Below are 17,736 nucleotides of genomic sequence, written 5' to 3'. Positions count from 1 at the left end.
CGCCTGCAAGCGCTTTTGTTACCATCCGGGACTTTCTCGGCCCAACCCCTGAGGTTTCTACGACATGCCAGCCGTTCGCAGCAAGATTTGCGGGATTACCCGCATAGAAGACGCGCTGGCGGCAGTCGAAGCGGGGGCGGATGCCATCGGTTTCGTGTTCTATGCCAAGAGCCCACGGGCGGTGAACGTGTTGCAGGCGCAGGCAATCATCGCTGCGCTGCCGCCATTCGTGACCACCGTGGGGCTGTTCGTCAACGCCAGCCGTTGCGAGCTCAATGAAACCCTGGATGCTGTGCCGCTGGATATGCTGCAATTTCACGGCGACGAAAGCCCCGATGAGTGCGACAGCTACCAGCGCCCGTATATCAAGGCGCTGCGCGTCAAGGCCGGGGATGACATCGCTGCTGCATGCGCCGCCTATACTGGCGCTCGCGGGGTTCTGTTGGATACCTACGTTGAAGGCGTGCCCGGCGGTACGGGTGAGGCGTTCGACTGGACGCTGATTCCCGAAGGCCTGAGCAAGCCGATTATCCTCGCCGGTGGGCTTAACCCCGCGAATGTCGCGGCGGCCATCGAGCAGGTCCGGCCTTATGCCGTGGACGTCAGCGGCGGAGTGGAGCAGGCCAAGGGCATCAAGGATCACCACAAGATTCGCGCATTCATGCAAGCCGTGCGCAACAGCAGTGGTGCGATGTGACGGCAGGCAATCTGCCGCCGTCCATAACTACCACTGTGTAAAACAGCATCGGCGCCGCCTGCGGGAGGCCCGGAAATGAAGTGGCAACCCTGCGTTGGCAGGTTGTCTGGAAGGCTGAGGATACAGGCGGGAAATGGCCGGTCGAACGTCTGACCCCGTCCAGCCTGTGTCATCGCCACATATGAATTTAGCTCAAGGGCATACGCGGGGCTGTGTTCAAGCCACCGGTACTGGAGAAAGAAAGCATGAGCAACTGGTTAGTAGACAAACTGATCCCTTCGATCATGCGTTCCGAGGTGAAAAAAAGCTCGGTTCCTGAAGGTCTGTGGCACAAGTGCCCATCCTGCGACGCGGTGCTGTACCGCCCGGAGCTGGAAAAGACCCTGGACGTTTGCCCCAAGTGCAACCATCACATGCGTATCGGCGCGCGCGCGCGCATCGACATCTTCCTGGACGCCGACGGCCGTAACGAGCTGGGCGCAGACCTGGAGCCGGTTGACCGTCTCAAGTTCCGCGACGGCAAGAAGTACAAGGACCGCCTGACCGCTGCGCAGAAGCAAACCGGTGAAAAAGACGCGCTGATTTCGGTCAGCGGCAAGCTGTTGGGCATGCCGGTGGTGGTGTCCGCGTTCGAGTTCTCCTTCATGGGTGGTTCCATGGGGGCCATCGTTGGTGAGCGTTTTGTGCGTGCCGCCAACTACGCGCTGGAAAACCGTTGCCCGATGATCTGCTTCGCCGCCTCCGGTGGTGCGCGCATGCAGGAAGCGCTGATCTCCCTGATGCAAATGGCCAAGACCTCTGCGGTACTGGCGCGTCTGCGTGAAGAAGGCATCCCGTTCATCTCGGTACTGACCGACCCGGTCTACGGCGGCGTTTCCGCCAGCCTGGCGATGCTGGGTGACGTGATCGTCGGCGAGCCCAAGGCCCTGATCGGCTTTGCCGGCCCACGCGTGATCGAGCAGACCGTGCGTGAAAAACTGCCGGAAGGCTTCCAGCGCAGTGAGTTCCTGCTGGAGCACGGTGCCATCGACCTGATCATCCCGCGCGGTGAACTGCGTCCACGCCTGGGTAACCTGCTGGCGCAAATGATGGGCCTGCCGACGCCTGTGTACGTCGCGCCTAAAATCGAACCTATCGTTGTTCCGCCGGTGCCGGCAAACCTATGACCCAACGTACCCTGGGCGAATGGCTCGCCTACCTTGAGCAGTTGCATCCGTCAGCCATCGACATGGGCCTGGAGCGCTCGCAACAGGTAGCGGCCCGCCTTGGGTTGGGCCGGCCGGCGCCGCGTGTGATCACGGTGACCGGCACTAACGGCAAAGGCTCTACCTGTGCCTTTGTCGCGGCGCTGCTGCAAGCCCAAGGGCTGAAAGTCGGCGTCTACAATTCTCCGCACCTGCTGCGTTATAACGAGCGGGTGCAGCTCAATGGCGTCGAAGCCACTGACGCGCAGCTCTGCGAAGCCTTCGCCGCACTGGATGTCGGGCGTGGCGAAATTTCCCTGACCTACTTCGAAATGGGCACCTTGGCGGCGTTCTGGTTGTTCGAGCGTGCGCAGTTGGATGTGGTCGTGCTGGAAGTCGGGCTTGGCGGGCGTCTGGACACCGTCAACGTGGTGGATGCCGATATTGCGCTGGTGACCAGCATTGGCGTCGACCATGCGGACTATCTGGGCAATACCCGCGAGTCTGTCTCATATGAAAAGGCCGGGATCTTCCGCCAGGGCAAGCCGGCGCTGTGTGGTGACCTGGATCCGCCGCAGCCTTTGCTGGACAAAGTGCGCGAGCTGGATTGCCCGTTTTACCTGCGCGGCCGCGAATTCAGCCTCGAGATTAGCGACCAGCATTGGCAGTGGCGCGGGCGTGATTCGCGCGCCCAGGCAGTGGAGCTGAGGGATTTGCCGCTGCTGAACCTGCCGATGGAAAACGCTGCCCTGGCGCTGCAAGCCTACCTGTTGATGGATCTGCCGTGGAATCCCGAGCAGATTGCTGCCACGTTGCTGGCTACCCGTGTGGTGGGGCGTCTGGATCGCCGCACCTTCGAGTGGGAAGGCAAGCGCCTGAACCTGTTGCTGGACGTGGGGCATAACCCCCATGCCGCCGAGTACCTGGCGCAACGCCTGTCGCGCACGCCGCCTGCCGGTCGGCGCCTGGCGGTGTTCGGGTTGTTGGCTGACAAGGACCTGGACGGTGTGGTTGCACCGTTGCTGGGCAATGTTCAGGCTTGGGCGGTAGCGCCGCTGGACACGCCGCGCAGTCGCCCGGCAGCCGAACTGCAAGTGGCCTTGCAGAACCTTGGCGCGCCGGTGGCGTCGTATGCAAGCGTCACCGCCGCGCTTGAAGCGCAATGCGCGGTGGCGACGGCCGAGGACGAGATTCTGTTGTTCGGATCATTTTATTGTGTTGCCGAGGCGCTAGAGTGGTTGGCCCGGCGCTCCACGGAGGAAGCTGCACATGGCATTACTGGATAGCGCATACAAGCAGCGAATGGTCGGAGCCCTGGTATTGGTGGCATTGGCGGTGATTTTTCTGCCGATGCTGTTTTCGCGCCAGGACGAGCAACGCCAGGTGGTGGTCGAGGCGCCGTCTGCGCCGCAGGCGCCAACGATGCCGCAGGTTCAGGTCGAGCCGGTGGTGGTTCCTGAGCCGCAGGCGCTGCCTGAAGAACCTGTGCCGAGCGACGACGAAGTGGCTGCGCAGCAGGCACCCGCAGCGCCGGTGCAACAAAGCGTGCCGGTGGTCAAGCCAGCGCCTGCTCCGTCCGCCCCGGTTGTAGCTGCCAAACCAGCTGCGCCAGCCCCTGCGCCAAAGCCGGTAGCGCCGCAACCTGCCGCGGCGGGCAAGCCGGATGTGGGTCAAAGCCGTATCGACCCGAATGGCCTGCCGATCAGTTGGTCGATCCAGCTTGCCAGCCTGGCCAATCGCGAAAGTGCTGATGCCTTGCAGAAAAAACTGCGTGCCCAGGGTTATAACGCCTATATCCGCAGTGCTGACGGCAAGAATCGCGTATTTATCGGGCCGCTGATCGAGCGCGCCGAGGCGGATCGCTTGCGTGACCTGCTGGGGCGCCAGCAGAACCTGAATGGGTTTGTGGTGCGGTTCCAGCCGGAGCGTGGCTGATTTCTGATTGGTTATGCGCTCCAGGTGTTGGAGCTGGCTTGTGTGGGAGTCGGGCTTGTGTGGGAACTCCCACACAAGCCCGCTCCCACATTGGTTTTGTGGTGGTTATAAATAGGGTTTGGTTGCCACAACCCATTGATTTGCAAAGCACCCACAATCACAGCTTACCGATAGCCCAGCGCTCTGCTAAAATGCGCCGCCTTATCCGTCCGTAGGCTGCACTGTGCCATTTACCTGGGTTGATTGGGCGATCGTTGCAATCGTCGCCATCTCCGCTTTGATCAGTCTAAGCCGCGGCTTCGTAAAAGAAGCACTGTCGTTGCTGACCTGGATCATCGCAGGAGTCGTAGCCTGGATGTTCGGTGGTTCACTGTCGGTTTACCTGGCCGGGTACATCGAAACACCTTCGGCTCGCGTCATTGCGGGCTGCGCCATCATGTTCATCGCCACGCTGTTGGTGGGAGCAATGGTCAATTATCTTATTGGCGAGTTGATACGTGTTACCGGCCTCTCCGGGACTGATCGATTTCTCGGCATGGCCTTCGGCGCCGCACGTGGCGGCTTGCTGGTGGTTGTGGCGGTCGGGCTGTTGAGCCTGGGGCCGGTACAGCAGGATGCATGGTGGCAGGAGTCGGTACTCGTGCCAAAATTTCTATTGGTTGCAGACTGGTCCAAGAACCTCATATTGGGGTGGAGCAGTCAGTGGCTGGCCAGCGGAATCAGCGTACCCGCTGATCTTCCGTTCAAGGAACACCTCTTGCCGGCCAAAACGCCTCAGTAAGCAGTGTTCAGTCAAGATTCATTAAGTAGGGGTTGCGTCGCATGTGTGGCATCGTCGGTATCGTCGGTAAGTCGAACGTCAATCAGGCGCTGTATGACGCGCTAACCGTCCTCCAGCACCGCGGCCAGGACGCTGCCGGTATTGTGACCAGCCACGACGGCCGGTTATTCCTGCGCAAGGACAATGGCCTGGTGCGTGACGTGTTCCATCAGCGTCACATGCAGCGCCTCGTCGGGCACATGGGCATTGGCCATGTGCGTTACCCGACTGCCGGTAGCTCGACCTCGGCCGAAGCTCAACCGTTTTACGTCAACTCGCCTTACGGCATCACCCTGGCGCACAACGGTAACCTGACCAACGTTGAACAGCTGGCCAAGGAGATTTACGAATCTGACCTGCGCCACGTCAACACCAATTCCGACTCGGAAGTGCTGCTCAACGTGTTCGCCCACGAACTGGCCCAGCGCGGCAAGCTGCAGCCGACCGAAGAAGACGTGTTCGCTGCCGTGACCGACGTGCACAACCGTTGTGTCGGTGGTTATGCCGTCGTCGCAATGATCACTGGTTATGGCATCGTCGGTTTCCGTGACCCGCATGGCATTCGCCCAATCGTGTTCGGCCAGCGTCACACCGACGAAGGCGTCGAGTACATGATCGCCTCCGAAAGCGTGTCCCTGGACGTGCTGGGCTTCACCTTGATCCGCGACCTCGCGCCGGGCGAAGCGGTGTACATCACCGAGGACGGCAAGCTGCACACCCGTCAGTGCGCGATTGCGCCGAAACTCACGCCGTGCATCTTCGAACACGTCTACCTGGCGCGTCCGGACTCGATCATCGACGGTGTCTCGGTGTACAAGGCACGCCTGCGCATGGGAGAGAAGCTGGCCGAGAAGATCCTGCGCGAGCGCCCTGAGCACGATATCGACGTGGTTATCCCGATTCCGGACACCAGCCGTACCGCTGCGCTGGAGCTGGCCAACCACTTGGGCGTCAAGTTCCGCGAAGGCTTCGTCAAGAACCGTTACATCGGCCGTACCTTCATCATGCCTGGCCAGGCGGCGCGCAAGAAGTCGGTACGCCAGAAGCTCAACGCGATCGAGCTGGAGTTCCGCGGCAAGAACGTGATGCTGGTCGACGATTCCATCGTGCGCGGCACCACCTGCAAGCAGATCATCCAGATGGCCCGCGAAGCCGGTGCGAAGAACGTGTACTTCTGTTCCGCCGCACCTGCCGTGCGTTACCCGAACGTGTACGGTATCGACATGCCGAGCGCCCACGAACTGATCGCCCACAACCGTTCGACCCAGGACGTGGCCGACCTGATCGGTGCCGACTGGTTGATCTATCAGGACCTGCCGGACCTGATCGAGGCGGTCGGTGGCGGCAAGATCAAGATCGCCGAGTTCGACTGCGCCGTGTTCGACGGCAAGTACGTGACGGGCGATGTCGACGAGGCCTACTTGAACAAGATCGAGCAGGCGCGTAACGATTCATCGAAGATCAAGACCCAGGCGGTCAGCGCGATCATCGATCTGTACAACAACTGAGTAGACACCGGCCCTGAGGGGCCGGTTTTGTATCTTAAATAGAGTATTGAGTAAGGAGTCGCAGCATGAGTCAGGAATGGGATGCCGGTCGGTTGGACAGCGACCTCGATGGCGTAGCTTTCGATACCCTGGCTGTGCGCGCCGGTCAGCACCGCACCCCGGAAGGTGAGCACGGTGACCCGATGTTCTTCACCTCCAGCTATGTGTTCCGCACCGCTGCCGACGCGGCAGCGCGCTTTGCCGGCGAAGTGCCGGGCAACGTCTATTCGCGTTACACCAACCCGACCGTGCGTGCGTTCGAAGAACGTATCGCGGCCCTGGAAGGCGCTGAGCAGGCGGTGGCCACGGCGACCGGCATGGCCGCGATCCTGGCGGTGGTGATGAGCCTGTGCAGCGCTGGCGACCATGTGCTGGTGTCGCGCAGTGTGTTCGGCTCTACCATCAGCCTGTTCGAGAAGTACTTCAAGCGCTTCGGCATCGAAGTGGACTATGTGCCCCTGGCGGATCTGTCCGGCTGGGATGCGGCGATCAAGGCCAACACCAAGTTGCTGTTCGTCGAGTCGCCATCCAACCCGCTGGCCGAACTGGTGGACATCGCTGCATTGTCCGAGGTGGCCCACGCCAAGGGCGCGATGCTGGTGGTCGACAACTGCTTCTGCACCCCGGCGCTGCAACAGCCGCTGAAGCTGGGCGCGGACATTGTTGTGCACTCGGCCACCAAGTTCATCGACGGCCAGGGCCGTTGCATGGGCGGTGTAGTCGCCGGCCGCAGTGAGCAGATGAAGGAAGTGGTGGGCTTCTTGCGCACCGCCGGCCCAACCCTGAGCCCGTTCAACGCGTGGATCTTCCTCAAAGGCCTGGAGACCCTCAGCCTGCGGATGAAGGCCCATTGCGCCAATGCCCAGGCCTTGGCCGAATGGTTGGAGCAACAGGACGGTATCGAGAAGGTGCACTACGCCGGTCTCAAGAGCCACCCGCAACACGCGTTGGCCCAGCGCCAGCAGCGTGGTTTCGGCGCGGTGGTGAGCTTTGAGGTAAGAGGCGGCAAAGACGGCGCCTGGCGCTTTATCGATGCAACGCGTCTGATCTCCATCACCGCCAACCTGGGTGACAGCAAAACCACCATCACCCACCCGAGTACCACCTCCCACGGGCGCCTGGCGCCACAGGAGCGTGAAGCAGCCGGCATCCGTGACAGCCTGATCCGCATTGCGGTGGGCCTGGAAGACGTCGCTGACCTGCAAGCTGACCTGGCTCGCGGGCTGGCTGCCTTGTGATCGAGTGGTCCATGGAAACAGCAACGGCCGGTAACGGCCGTGTTGCGCTGGTGACGGGCGCCGCCCGGGGCATTGGCCTCGGAATCGCGGCGTGGCTGATCAGCGAAGGCTGGCAGGTGGTGTTGACCGACCTGGACCGCGAGCGCGGCTCCAAGGTGTCCAAGGTGCTGGGTGACAACGCCTGGTTTATCACGATGGACGTGGCAGACGAGAAGCAGGTCGCCCAGGGCGTTGCCGAAGTGCTCGGCCAGTTTGGTCGCCTGGACGCGTTGGTGTGCAACGCAGCGGTGGCCGACCCGCGCAATATCACGCTCGAAAGCCTCGACCTGGCGTACTGGAACCGCGTGCTGGCGGTGAACCTCAGCGGGCCGATGTTGCTGGCCAAACACTGCGCACCGTACCTGCGCGCTCATGGCGGTGCGATCGTCAACCTGGCCTCGACCCGCGCGCGTCAATCAGAGCCCGACACCGAGGCTTATGCGGCGAGCAAGGGCGGGCTGCTGGCCCTGACTCACGCCCTGGCCATGAGTCTTGGGCCGGAGGTGCGGGTCAATGCCGTCAGCCCTGGCTGGATCGATGCGCGTGATCCTGCGGCGCGGCGTGCCGAGCCCTTGACCGATGCCGATCATGCCCAGCATCCGGCGGGCAGGGTGGGCACGGTTGAAGACGTGGCGGCGATGGTGGCGTGGCTGCTGTCGCGTCAGGCCGGGTTTGTCACCGGGCAAGAGTTCGTGGTCGACGGCGGCATGAGCAAGAAGATGATTTACAGCGAGTAGGGCGGGTAGCCGTCTTGAAGCAATTTTGTCTTTTTCAGAAAAACTTCAAGCAGGCTATTGACTTAGGTCCGCTACCTGCGTAAATTTCGCGGCCTCAACGAAGCAAAGGGTGATTAGCTCAGCTGGGAGAGCATCTGCCTTACAAGCAGAGGGTCGGCGGTTCGATCCCGTCATCACCCACCACTTCTTGAGAGTTTTGCCTTAGGGCAAGACGCAACGTTAAAGGTTGCACCGACGCGCAGCGGTAGTTCAGTCGGTTAGAATACCGGCCTGTCACGCCGGGGGTCGCGGGTTCGAGTCCCGTCCGCTGCGCCATATTTTCCAGGTCCGACTTGTCGGGTTTGAGATTGAAACGCTTAGGCTGATCAGTCAGATGTTTAAAGACTGTTGAGGGTTTAGGCTCAACTGGTCAAGCGATACGCAGCGGTAGTTCAGTCGGTTAGAATACCGGCCTGTCACGCCGGGGGTCGCGGGTTCGAGTCCCGTCCGCTGCGCCATATCTGCTTCAAGGCCCACTGAACGCCTTGGGGCGCAAAGCAAGCGTTAAGCTGCTTTGATCCGATAGCAAAGACCCTGGTCGAAAGGCCGGGGTTTTTTGTGTCTGCGATTTGGCTTTATGTGGGAGCGGGCTTGCTCGCGAAAGCGGTGTATCAGCGAGAGCACTTTTCACTGAACCACCGCTTTCGCGAGCAAGTCGAATCGTCGCACCGCCGCTCCCACAGTTGGATTGCCTCAGAACCCCAGCTTATCCCGCAGCCCGTAATACCACGCGCCCAGCGCCGCAAACGGTGTGCGCAACAGCTGCCCACCCGGGAAGGGGTAGTGCGGCAGGTCGGCAAACGCGTCAAAACGCTCTGCCTGGCCTCTCAACGCTTCTGCCAGCACCTTGCCCGCCAGGTGCGTGTACGTCACGCCGTGGCCACTGCAGCCCTGGGAGTAATAGATGTTGTCGCCCAGGCGACCCACCTGTGGCAATCGCGACAGGGTCAGCAGGAAATTGCCGGTCCAGGCGTAGTCGATTTTCACATCCTTGAGCTGCGGGAAGGCCTTGAGCATCTTCGGGCGAATGATCGCTTCGATGTTGGCCGGGTCGCGCGCGCCATACACCACGCCGCCGCCGAAAATCAGGCGTTTGTCGCTGGTAAGGCGGTAGTAGTCGAGCAAGTAATTACAGTCCTCGACGCAGTAATCCTGCGGCAGCAAGGTCTTGGCCAGTTCATCGCCCAGCGGTGCGGTGGTGATGACCTGGGTGCCGCACGGCATCGACTTGGCCGCCAGCTCCGGCACCAGGTTGCCCAGGTAGGCATTGCCCGCCACGATGATGAACTTGGCCCTGACCTTGCCCTCAGCGGTGTGTACCACCGGGTTGGCGCCACGCTCGATGCGCACTGCCGCCGACTGCTCGTAGATCGTGCCGCCCAGGGATTCGACGGCAGCCGCCTCACCCAGTGCCAGGTTGAGCGGATGAATGTGGCCGCCGCTCATGTCCAGCAGGCCGCCGACATAGTTGTCACAGGCCACCACTTCGCGAATACGGCGCTCATCCAGCAACTCAAGCTGCGTATGGCCGTAACGCTCCCACAGACGCTGCTGCGACTCCAGGTGGCCCATGTGCTTACTGTTGAGTGCAGCGAACACGCCGCCGTCTTTCAAATCGCACTGGATCTGGTACTTGGCCACGCGTTCACGAATGATCCTGCCGCCCTCAAACGCCATCTGCCCCAGCAGTTGCGCCTGCTTGGGGCCGACGCTGCGCTCGATCACGTCGATGTCGCGGCTATAGCTGTTGACGATCTGCCCGCCATTACGGCCCGAGGCGCCAAAGCCGACCTTGGCGGCTTCCAGTACCGTCACACGAAAACCATTCTCCAGCAGAAACAGCGCGCTGGACAGACCTGTGTAGCCGGCGCCAATCACGCACACATCGGTTTCGACTTCACCTTGCAGCACCGGGCGTGGCGGAACCGCATTCGCGGACGCGGCGTAGTACGACTGGGGGTAGGGGGTGTTCGCCATCCTGGAACCTCTGTTTTATATTTTTTACGAGTGCGCCGATCCTACCTGAGTTGAAAATTGCCTGCCAGCCACCCGAAAACCCCGGGCATGCCTTTCACAAATAAAAAATTCGCATATTCATAGGGTTAGCTGCAAAAAAGATGTTGACACCCCTTCGGAATTCCGTAGAATGCCGCCTCACAGCAGGCACGTAGCTCAGTTGGTTAGAGCACCACCTTGACATGGTGGGGGTCGTTGGTTCGAGTCCAATCGCGCCTACCAAACAAAATCCGCTCTGCTGGGCGGTCTGGAAGGGCTCACCGAAAGGTGGGCCCTTTTCTGTTGTCTGCGATTTGTAAAACGCCCTTTCCTACACTCCCGCCGCCGCCGTTGTGCTTTTACCCCTCCTGCTGCTGCTCTTGTGCAAGCTTATCGAATGCCGCTTGGGCGTTTATGACAGCGTCAGAATGTTGGACTGTCCACCTATACAACGCGCGAAATGGCTCTTCCAGCGTATGCCCCAGGTCGGTAACGCTGTACTCGACGGCGACTTGAGAAGAGGGGATGACGCGGCGCGACAATATGCCATTGCGCTCCAGGCGACGCAGGCTTTGCGTAAGCGCTTTTTGCGTAATGCCATCGAGTCGACGCCTGATTTCATTGAACCGCAGCGGGCTTTTACACAGCGTTGCCAGTATCAATACCGACCACTTGTCCGCAATCTGGTCGAGCAATATCCGGCTTGTGCAATCAGCGGCGTAGACGTCGGTAGGGCTTTCGTTTTGCTCCAACCCCTGAAGACTTTGTTCCAGCATGCAGTTTCCTCGGCTATACCTGAGCACTTTTAAGTGCCTTATTGATATTAGGTATACAACTTATACCATGTGATCTCCTTTCGCTCGGAGCATCTTTTCATGAGTTCTACGAATCTCGACTCGCTGTTTCAGCCGTTCACGATCAAGTCTTTGACCCTGAAGAATCGAATTGTAATGGCCCCTATGACGCGCGCTTTCGCCAAGGGCGGTGTGCCTGACGAACAAATCGCCGCCTATTACCGCAAGCGTGCAGAAAACCAGGTCGGTTTGATTCTGTCTGAGGGCACTGTGGTGGATCGTCCTGGCGCGCGCAATATGTCTGGGATCCCGTTTTTCCATGGCGATGCATCGCTCGCAGGCTGGAAGGCAGTCATCGACGGTGTACACAGTGCTGGTGGCAAAATGGGACCGCAGATTTGGCACGTAGGGGCTGCGCCGAGTTTCCAGGAAGACTGGGCACCTGCCGGTGGGTTTGAAAGCCCGTCCGGGCTTGCCGGCCCGCAGAACCCCTTGGGGCAGGCCATGACGGATGAGGCAATTGCCGACACCATCGCGGCATTCGCCAAGGCTGCCGCTGATTCCAAACGACTGGGGTTCGATACGGTGGAAATACACGGTGCCCACGGTTACCTGCTGGACCAGTTTTTCTGGCCGGGTACCAATGAACGCGCCGACCGTTTTAATGGCGCAACGATCAAGGAGCGCTCACGGTTCGCAGCGGAAGTGGTCAAGGCCATACGCCTGGCCGTAGGCCCGGATTTCCCGGTGATTCTGCGCCTGAGTCAGTGGAAGCAACAGGATTACAGCGCCCGTTTGGCGACAACGCCTGAAAGCATGTCCGATTGGCTGGTGCCATTGGTGGAGGCCGGCGTGGATGTTTTGCATTGCTCTCAACGGCGCTTCTGGGAGGCCGAATTCCCGGAACTGGACGGCGAGCAGGGGCTGAATTTTGCCGGCTGGGCCAAAAAGCTGACGGGCGCTGCGACGATCAGTGTCGGCTCTGTGGGGTTGTCCGGCGACTTCCTCGGCGCCTTCAGCGGCGAAAGCTCCCAACCGGCAACGATCGACAATTTGGTGCAGCGATTGGAGAAAGAGGAGTTCGACTTGATCGCTGTTGGGCGGGCTCTGCTGAGTGACGCGCAGTGGGTGAGGAAAATTCGATCGGGCAACTCGGCCGACTTGAAGCCTTTTGACGTAAAAGACTTGGCCGAGCTGGCCTGAACTTCGAGTGTTGAAGGGCTCACCGAAAGGTGGGTTCTTTTTTTTCGGCTGGAATTTTGGCAATACCTGCCCCTACCGCTTTGCGGGTGACTGCGCTCAGAAGTGGTTTAGCAGAAAAGCGTAGCCACCGATAACAGGCAGATAATCTGTGCAAACATCTGGCACCGTATCTCACCATTTGTTGTCGCCATACTCGTTTGTCCGGCGTACATAGCGGCTGCCTCCATCGGCAATACTGCGCTGAGTGCTGCGCAGTTCCGCGCAGCACTGAATTGAGTATAGGTTTGGAACGAGATCCATGCTGTCGAGCCGACTTAAGGTTAATGAGCCTGGTGCAGGTGCACCCAGGTTTGCCGCGCCGGAGGCATACTGAGCGGCGATTGAATTCAACCCAGGGAGTCTGTGATGGAAGTGACAATGGAAGTATCGTACGACGTGACGGCGCAGGAGCGTGAAGCCATTCTCAAACCGCTGAGGGCCTACAACCGCAGCCACACCGGCAAAATGGCGTTTGAAACAGTCGGCATTTTGCTGCGTGATCCTACCTCCCAAGAGGTCGTGGGTGGTCTTTACGGGGAGATTTCCTATGGATGGTTGTTCATCGAGCTGTTGAGCATTCCCGAGCAGATGCGCACCCAAGGCACGGGCACGCGATTGATGCGCGCGGCTGAAGACTTGGCCCGTGAACGCGGATGCGAGGGCATCTGGCTGGACACTTTCAGCTTCCAGGCGCCCGGGTTTTATCGCAAGCAGGGCTTCACTGAGTTTGGCCACATTGCCAATTTCCCGCCGGGCCATCGGCGGCATTTTTTCCACAAACGCTTGAGCTAAACCCTCGCAGGGCGCCGGCTCATCCGGCGCCCATCACCGACAAAATTTATTGGTTTGCAGCAACAATTTTTCTTGTTGGACACCTCCCGCCCCCAAGCAGCACAGTTGCCGCCACTGACGCTCGACCTTCCAGGTCAACAATAAAAACCACGTCGGGCTGCACGCCACTTTCATGCTGTGAACCCTTTGTTCACATCCTGCCGTCATGGCGCCGCAGCGCGCATTCCAGGACTTCATCGTCATGCAAACTGTTGTGAACCTATGGCCGTTGATCGGCGTACTTGTCATCGTGGTTGGCTTTGTCTTGCGCTTTAATCCGTTGCTGGTGGTGACCGCCGCCGCTATCGCCACCGGGCTCGCCGCCCACTTCCCGTTGGAAAAAATCCTCGCCAGCATGGGCGAAGGTTTCCTTCAGACCCGCGCCCTGCAATTGATCCTGTTGCTGCCCCTGGCCGTCATCGGCCTGCTGGAGCGTCACGGCCTGCGCCTGCATGCACAGAACTGGATCGCCCGTTTTGAGCGCGCCACCGTCGGGCGCTTGTTGATCATCTACCTGTTTGTGCGCGAGTCCACCGCAGCCATGGGCCTCACCAGCCTGGGCGGGCATCCGCAGATGGTGCGCCCGTTGTTGGCGCCGATGGCCGAAGGTGCAGCGGAAAAACGCTACGGCAAGCTGCCGGACAAACTGCGCCACAAGGTGCTGGCCATGTGTGCGGCGACCGATAACGTCGGGCTGTTTTTCGGCGAAGATATTTTTGTCGCCTTTGGTGCGATTGCGCTGATGCACACTTTCCTGCTCGGCTCCGGGATTGATGTGGAGCCGTTGCACATTGCGGTGTGGGGCATCCCGACGGCGATCTGTGCGTTTATCATCCACGCGATTCGCCTGCACCGGTTCGACCGAAAGCTTACCCGCGAGATGACGCCCGTCGCCACGCCGGTGGAGTCTGCGCAATGATTATCTCGATTGAGTACCTGTACTGGCTGGCCGGCATCCTGCTGTTGATTACCGCGGGCATGATCCTGCTGGATCGTAGCCATCCCAAGCGCTGGTCCAGCGCCGTATTCTGGTTGTTGTTTGCCATTCCGTTCCTGGTCGGGGAGCGTTTGCCCCCGGTGGTCATCGGCGTCGGCGTGGTGATCATGGCGTTGATCGCAGGGTTGGGCGGCGTGGGGCGAGGCGTGCATGCCCAGTTGCATGACAAGTCTGCCCGCGCAAGTGCAGGTCGGCTTGGCCACAAGCTGTTTATCCCGGCGTTGGCCATTCCGCTGACCACCGTGATTGGCTCGGTATTGCTCAAGCACACCGAAATCGCTGGCGTGCCGCTGCTGGACCCGAAAAACACCACCTTCGTCTCCCTGGGCATCGGCTGCCTGATCGCCCTAGGCCTGGCCTGCTGGTTGACCCGCGACACACCGGTGCAAGCCTTGCGCGAGTCCCGGCGCCTGACCGAAGCCCTGGGCTGGGCCATGGTGCTCCCGCAGATGCTCGCCATGCTCGGCTTGCTGTTCAATGAAGCCGGGGTCGGGACTGCGGTTGCCCATGTCACCACTACCTACATCAATCTGGACTACAAGCTGGTCGCGGTGATGGTGTATGTATTGGGCATGGCGCTGTTTACCGTGATCATGGGCAATGGCTTTGCGGCGTTCCCGGTGATGACCGGTGGTGTCGGCGTGCCGGTGCTGGTGGGCATCTACGGCGGCAACCCGGCGGTGATGGCGGCGATTGGCATGTTCTCCGGCTATTGCGGCACGTTGATGACGCCGATGGCGGCCAACTTCAATATTGTCCCGGCGGCCTTGCTGGAGTTGCCGGACAAGAACGCGGTTATCAAGGCGCAACTGCCCACGGCTCTGATGATGCTGGTGGTCAATATTGTGCTGCTTTATCTGTTGATGTGAGGCGAGGATGCAAACGTTATTGTTGATGGGCTTCGAGCCCTTTGATCAAGACCCGGTCAACCCGTCCTGGGAAGCTGTGCGCCAGTTGGATGGGGTGCGACTGGGTGAGGATGTGCAGATTGTTGCGCGCCGACTGCCCTGTGCATTTGCCTTGGTGGGGGAGCGCCTGGCTGAGTGGATCACGCAATTGCGCCCGGCGATGGTCATCGCTACGGGGCTTGGGCCTGGGCGTAGCAGCATTTCCATGGAGCGGGTGGCGATCAACGTTAACGACGCGCGCATCCCCGACAACCTGGGTGAGCAACCTATCGACACGCCCGTTGTGGTCGACGGGCCGGTGGCGTACTTCAGCACATTGCCGATCAAGGCCATGGTCAAGGCGCTGCGCGAGGCCGGGGTGCCTGCGGCGGTTTCGCAGACGGCGGGCACCTTTGTGTGTAATCAGGTGTTTTACCTGTTACAGCACGCGCTGGCCGGTACGGACGTTCGCAGTGGGTTCATCCATGTACCGAACCTGCCGGAGCAGGTGGTGGGGACTGGGTTGGCATCGATGCCATTGGTGACAACCGTTGAAGGCTTGCGCCTGGCGGTGCAGGTGGCATGGAACACCCAGGTGGATGTGGTACAGGCCGATGGCCAGGTCAGTTGACCCGGCTCGTGGTGTTCAGGCTTCGCGGCTGGGAAAGAACAACTCAAAACAGGTCACTTCGGCCTCACTGCTGACACTGTAGCGACCGTTGTGCAGCTGCATGATGGTCGCCACGATCGACAGCCCCAACCCATTGGATTGGGCCGAGCGTTCCCGCGATTCATCCACCCGGTAAAACCGTTCGAACAGGCGCGGCAAATGCTCGGCGGGGATGGTCTGCCCGTGGTTACTGACGCGCAGGTTGATACCCTCGGCCTCTGGAATGGCTTGAATCAGCAACTGCGAGCTCGGTGCGCCGTACTTGATGGCGTTTGCACATAAATTTGCCAAGGCGCGGCGCAACAGCATCGGTTCGGCCCAGATCAGGCCTTCGCCCTCGGCCAGAATGTGAATATCCACATCGCTCGCCAACCCTTCGAAGTAGTCCGCTATACGCTCCACTTCATCCGCCGCATTCAGTTCCTGGCGTTGGCGCAATGCGCTGGCCGGGTCGGTACGGGCGAGGAACAGCATGTTGTCGAGCATTCGCGCCAGGCGTTCGAGCTCTTCGACATTGGACGCCAGCAGTTGCTGGTAGCTCTCCACATTACGGCTCTGTTGCAGGGCGACCTGGGTTTCTCCCAGCAAGTTGTTGATCGGCGTGCGCAGTTCGTGGGCCATGTCGGTGGATACCTGGCCCAGTTGTACAAAGCCTTTGGCCAGCCGCTCAAGCATGGTGTTGAAGGCGTCGATCATCGGCAACAGCTCTTTGGGCGCGCCGTGGCTGTCGAGGCGTTCAGCCAGGTTGCCCACGCCGATACCTTGGGTATGCACCGCCAGGCGTCGCAGCGGCACCAGCCCACGGTGTACCAGCAGGTAGCTGACGATGGCGAGAATAACCGCAGCGATACTGGCGAGGATAAACACGCTCAAGCGATAGCTGGCGAGCATCGCCGTGCGTTCGGTCATCAAGCGCCCGGTGGTGACTTGCAGGCTGCCCAGGTCGCCCGAGTCGATGGACGCCGCTACGGTGGCGAAGGGCACGCCATTGACGCCGGGTAGATGGTGCACATCGGCAAACCCCAGCTCACGGTTGGTGGGCACGGGCGGCACATTCGGCATAGCAATGTTGCCCGGGTTTACCAGCAGCAACGGCGTTTGCCCCGGCGCCGCGATGCTCAGCACCGACTCGCTGTTGCCCAGCATGTTCTGGAACAGCTCCGGCTTGGTCTTGATCAGGTCCAGGGTGTTGCTGTCGTTGAGCAGGTTGCGCAGCTGGTCGGCGCGATAGATCAGTGCGGCGTCGTCACGCTTGATCAGTTCACGCTCCAGCTCGCGGTACAACGCAACGCCCAGGGTGGCGAGCAGGGCAAAGGCGAGCAGGGCGAAGATCAACGCCAGGCGCAGAGTCAGCGAATAATGGCGGCGAGGGTTCATGGCTGGGTGTCGAAGCGGTAGCCGATGCCCCGCACGCTGTGGATCAACTTGAGCTGGAACGGGTCGTCGATTTTCAGGCGCAGGCGCCGCACGGCGACGTCGACCACATTGGTGTCGCTGTCAAAGTTCATGTCCCAGACCCGCGAGGCAATCATCGAACGTGATAACACTTGGTCCTGGTGCGTGGCGAACAGGTGCAGCAGGGCGAACTCCTTGTTGGTCAAGGTAATGCGCGTGCCTGCGCGGGTGACGCGGCGTTTGAGCACGTCGATCTGCAGGTCGGCAATTTGCAGTTGCTCCTCTTCGCGACTCGGGCCGCGACGCGTCAGGGTGCGCAAGCGTGCGACCAGCTCGGCGAAGGAGAACGGCTTGATCAGGTAATCGTCGGCGCCCAGTTCCAGGCCCTTGATGCGGTCGGCAATGTCATCGCGGGCGGTGAGGAACAGCACCGGCGTGTCAGCCTCTTTGCGCAGGCGGCGCAGCACTTCCCAGCCGTCCATTTTCGGCATCATCACATCCAGCACGACCACGTCGAACGGCGTTTCCAGCGCCTGGTGCAAGCCGTCTACGCCATCGCGGGCGAGGCTCACCGAATAACCCAGCTCCTGCAGGCCATTGAGCAGGTAATTGCCGGCCTTGGGTTCGTCTTCGACTACGAGGATGTTCATGGGAAATGCCCTGGTTCGTTGCGTTGCGCCAGTGTAGCC

17 protein-coding genes and 4 tRNA genes are annotated in these 17,736 nt (G+C 60.6%); 17 read left to right on the top strand and 4 right to left on the bottom strand.

Going from position 1 to position 17,736, the window contains the following annotated elements; translation table 11 throughout:
- Positions 1-64 precede the first annotated feature (64 nt).
- The 11 genes from ACTD9P_RS05840 to ACTD9P_RS05790 all read left to right on the top strand — a co-directional run bounded on the left by ACTD9P_RS05840 (position 65) and on the right by ACTD9P_RS05790 (position 8,694).
- Positions 65-697, top strand: coding sequence for a phosphoribosylanthranilate isomerase (locus tag ACTD9P_RS05840; RefSeq protein WP_438867012.1), 633 nt, complete (start codon positions 65-67; stop codon positions 695-697).
- 245 nt (positions 698-942) lie between these two features.
- A complete protein-coding gene (gene accD / locus ACTD9P_RS05835; RefSeq protein WP_003234319.1) occupies positions 943-1,863 on the top strand; it encodes an acetyl-CoA carboxylase, carboxyltransferase subunit beta in 921 nt (306 codons plus the stop codon).
- Positions 1,860-3,167: a bifunctional tetrahydrofolate synthase/dihydrofolate synthase gene (gene folC, locus ACTD9P_RS05830; protein WP_438867011.1), complete on the top strand. Its 1,308-nt coding sequence runs from the start codon at positions 1,860-1,862 to the stop codon at positions 3,165-3,167. Before accD ends, folC begins: the two co-directional genes overlap by 4 nt.
- Complete coding sequence (locus ACTD9P_RS05825; protein ID WP_438867010.1) at positions 3,151-3,816, top strand: SPOR domain-containing protein; 666 nt, start codon at positions 3,151-3,153, stop codon at positions 3,814-3,816. The genes folC and ACTD9P_RS05825 overlap by 17 nt, the downstream gene beginning before the upstream one ends.
- A 223-nt stretch (positions 3,817-4,039) precedes the next feature.
- Positions 4,040-4,597 (top strand): CvpA family protein, encoded by a 558-nt coding sequence (locus ACTD9P_RS05820; protein WP_138814682.1) that lies wholly within the window; start codon positions 4,040-4,042, stop codon positions 4,595-4,597.
- Between the two features lie 41 nt (positions 4,598-4,638).
- A complete protein-coding gene (gene purF, locus ACTD9P_RS05815; protein ID WP_017138746.1) occupies positions 4,639-6,144 on the top strand; it encodes an amidophosphoribosyltransferase in 1,506 nt (501 codons plus the stop codon).
- Between the two features lie 65 nt (positions 6,145-6,209).
- Positions 6,210-7,421 (top strand): O-succinylhomoserine sulfhydrylase, encoded by a 1,212-nt coding sequence (locus ACTD9P_RS05810; protein ID WP_438867009.1) that lies wholly within the window; start codon positions 6,210-6,212, stop codon positions 7,419-7,421.
- Between the two features lie 11 nt (positions 7,422-7,432).
- Positions 7,433-8,197: an SDR family oxidoreductase gene (locus ACTD9P_RS05805; protein ID WP_178112646.1), complete on the top strand. Its 765-nt coding sequence runs from the start codon at positions 7,433-7,435 to the stop codon at positions 8,195-8,197.
- A 107-nt stretch (positions 8,198-8,304) separates the two neighbouring features.
- Positions 8,305-8,380: transfer RNA gene (locus tag ACTD9P_RS05800), tRNA-Val, on the top strand.
- Positions 8,381-8,435: 55 nt separating this feature from the next.
- Positions 8,436-8,512: transfer RNA gene (locus tag ACTD9P_RS05795), tRNA-Asp, on the top strand.
- Between the two features lie 105 nt (positions 8,513-8,617).
- Positions 8,618-8,694, top strand: a tRNA-Asp gene (locus tag ACTD9P_RS05790).
- A gap of 235 nt (positions 8,695-8,929) precedes the next feature.
- On the opposite strand, the gene ACTD9P_RS05785 is transcribed toward ACTD9P_RS05790, so the two are convergent.
- Positions 8,930-10,213 (bottom strand): NAD(P)/FAD-dependent oxidoreductase, encoded by a 1,284-nt coding sequence (locus ACTD9P_RS05785; protein ID WP_017138749.1) that lies wholly within the window; start codon positions 10,211-10,213, stop codon positions 8,930-8,932.
- 184 nt (positions 10,214-10,397) lie between these two features.
- Here ACTD9P_RS05785 and ACTD9P_RS05780 point away from each other — a divergent pair.
- Positions 10,398-10,474 (top strand) — tRNA-Val (locus tag ACTD9P_RS05780).
- A gap of 116 nt (positions 10,475-10,590) precedes the next feature.
- On the opposite strand, the gene ACTD9P_RS05775 is transcribed toward ACTD9P_RS05780, so the two are convergent.
- Positions 10,591-11,007 carry a winged helix-turn-helix transcriptional regulator gene (locus tag ACTD9P_RS05775; protein ID WP_438867008.1) on the bottom strand — a complete coding sequence of 139 codons (417 nt, stop codon included), beginning with the start codon at positions 11,005-11,007 and terminating at the stop codon, positions 10,591-10,593.
- A 99-nt stretch (positions 11,008-11,106) separates the two neighbouring features.
- On the opposite strand from ACTD9P_RS05775, the gene ACTD9P_RS05770 reads away from it, so the two are divergent.
- From ACTD9P_RS05770 to pcp, 5 genes are all read left to right on the top strand, one after another.
- A complete protein-coding gene (locus ACTD9P_RS05770) occupies positions 11,107-12,228 on the top strand; it encodes an NADH:flavin oxidoreductase (protein WP_438867007.1) in 1,122 nt (373 codons plus the stop codon).
- A gap of 405 nt (positions 12,229-12,633) precedes the next feature.
- Positions 12,634-13,059, top strand: coding sequence for a GNAT family N-acetyltransferase (locus tag ACTD9P_RS05765; protein ID WP_438867006.1), 426 nt, complete (start codon positions 12,634-12,636; stop codon positions 13,057-13,059).
- A 241-nt stretch (positions 13,060-13,300) separates the two neighbouring features.
- Complete coding sequence (locus ACTD9P_RS05760) at positions 13,301-14,017, top strand: DUF969 domain-containing protein (RefSeq protein ID WP_438867005.1); 717 nt, start codon at positions 13,301-13,303, stop codon at positions 14,015-14,017.
- Positions 14,014-14,964 (top strand): DUF979 domain-containing protein, encoded by a 951-nt coding sequence (locus ACTD9P_RS05755; RefSeq protein ID WP_438867004.1) that lies wholly within the window; start codon positions 14,014-14,016, stop codon positions 14,962-14,964. The genes ACTD9P_RS05760 and ACTD9P_RS05755 overlap by 4 nt, the downstream gene beginning before the upstream one ends.
- 7 nt (positions 14,965-14,971) lie before the next feature.
- A complete protein-coding gene (pcp, locus tag ACTD9P_RS05750) occupies positions 14,972-15,613 on the top strand; it encodes a pyroglutamyl-peptidase I (protein ID WP_438867003.1) in 642 nt (213 codons plus the stop codon).
- 15 nt (positions 15,614-15,628) lie between these two features.
- On the opposite strand, the gene ACTD9P_RS05745 is transcribed toward pcp, so the two are convergent.
- Together ACTD9P_RS05745 and ACTD9P_RS05740 are read right to left on the bottom strand one after the other, a co-directional pair.
- Complete coding sequence (locus tag ACTD9P_RS05745) at positions 15,629-17,029, bottom strand: heavy metal sensor histidine kinase (protein ID WP_438867002.1); 1,401 nt, start codon at positions 17,027-17,029, stop codon at positions 15,629-15,631.
- Entirely contained in the window at positions 17,026-17,697 is a 672-nt protein-coding gene (locus ACTD9P_RS05740) for a heavy metal response regulator transcription factor (RefSeq protein WP_438867001.1), read from the bottom strand. Before ACTD9P_RS05740 ends, ACTD9P_RS05745 begins: the two co-directional genes overlap by 4 nt.
- Positions 17,698-17,736: the final 39 nt, after the last annotated feature.

It is taken from the genome of Pseudomonas onubensis, from assembly GCF_965653655.1.
In the GTDB taxonomy this organism is placed as follows: Bacteria; Pseudomonadota; Gammaproteobacteria; order Pseudomonadales; family Pseudomonadaceae; genus Aquipseudomonas.
Note: the sequence above shows the minus strand (reverse complement) of the source record. Positions and strands in the feature narration are given on the sequence as shown.